The 608-nt window shown below is 53.9% G+C and carries 1 rRNA gene; it reads left to right on the forward strand.

The annotated features are described in order from the left end of the window. Positions 1-608: ribosomal RNA gene (locus JV16_RS15000) — 23S ribosomal RNA — on the forward strand; the annotation flags it as partial.

The raw sequence follows: 608 nt of genomic DNA on the forward strand, positions 1-608 counted from the left end.
CCCTGTAGTCGAAACTTCGTTCCCTCCTGAGTGGATCCTGAGTACGGCGGGACACGAGGAATCCCGTCGGAAGCAGGGAGGACCATCTCCCAAGGCTAAATACTCCCTAGTGACCGATAGTGAACCAGTACCGTGAGGGAAAGGTGAAAAGCACCCCGGGAGGGGAGTGAAAGAGAACCTGAAACCGTGTGCCTACAAGTAGTCAGAGCCCGTTTATGGGTGATGGCGTGCCTTTTGTAGAATGAACCGGCGAGTTACGATCTCGTGCGAGGTTAAGTCGAAAAGACGGAGCCGCAGCGAAAGCGAGTCTGAATAGGGCGTATAGTACGAGGTCGTAGACCCGAAACCAGGTGATCTACCCATGTCCAGGGTGAAGGTAGGGTAATACCTACTGGAGGCCCGAACTCACGCACGTTGAAAAGTGCGGGGATGAGGTGTGGGTAGGGGTGAAATGCCAATCGAACTTGGAGATAGCTGGTTCTCCCCGAAATAGCTTTAGGGCTAGCCTCGAGTGAAGAGTCTTGGAGGTAGAGCACTGATTGGGCTAGGGGCCCTCATCGGGTTACCGAACTCAGTCAAACTCCGAATGCCAATGACTTATACTCGGG

The organism is Anoxybacillus ayderensis (assembly GCF_000833605.1).
Classification (GTDB): Bacteria; Bacillota; Bacilli; order Bacillales; family Anoxybacillaceae; genus Anoxybacillus; species Anoxybacillus ayderensis.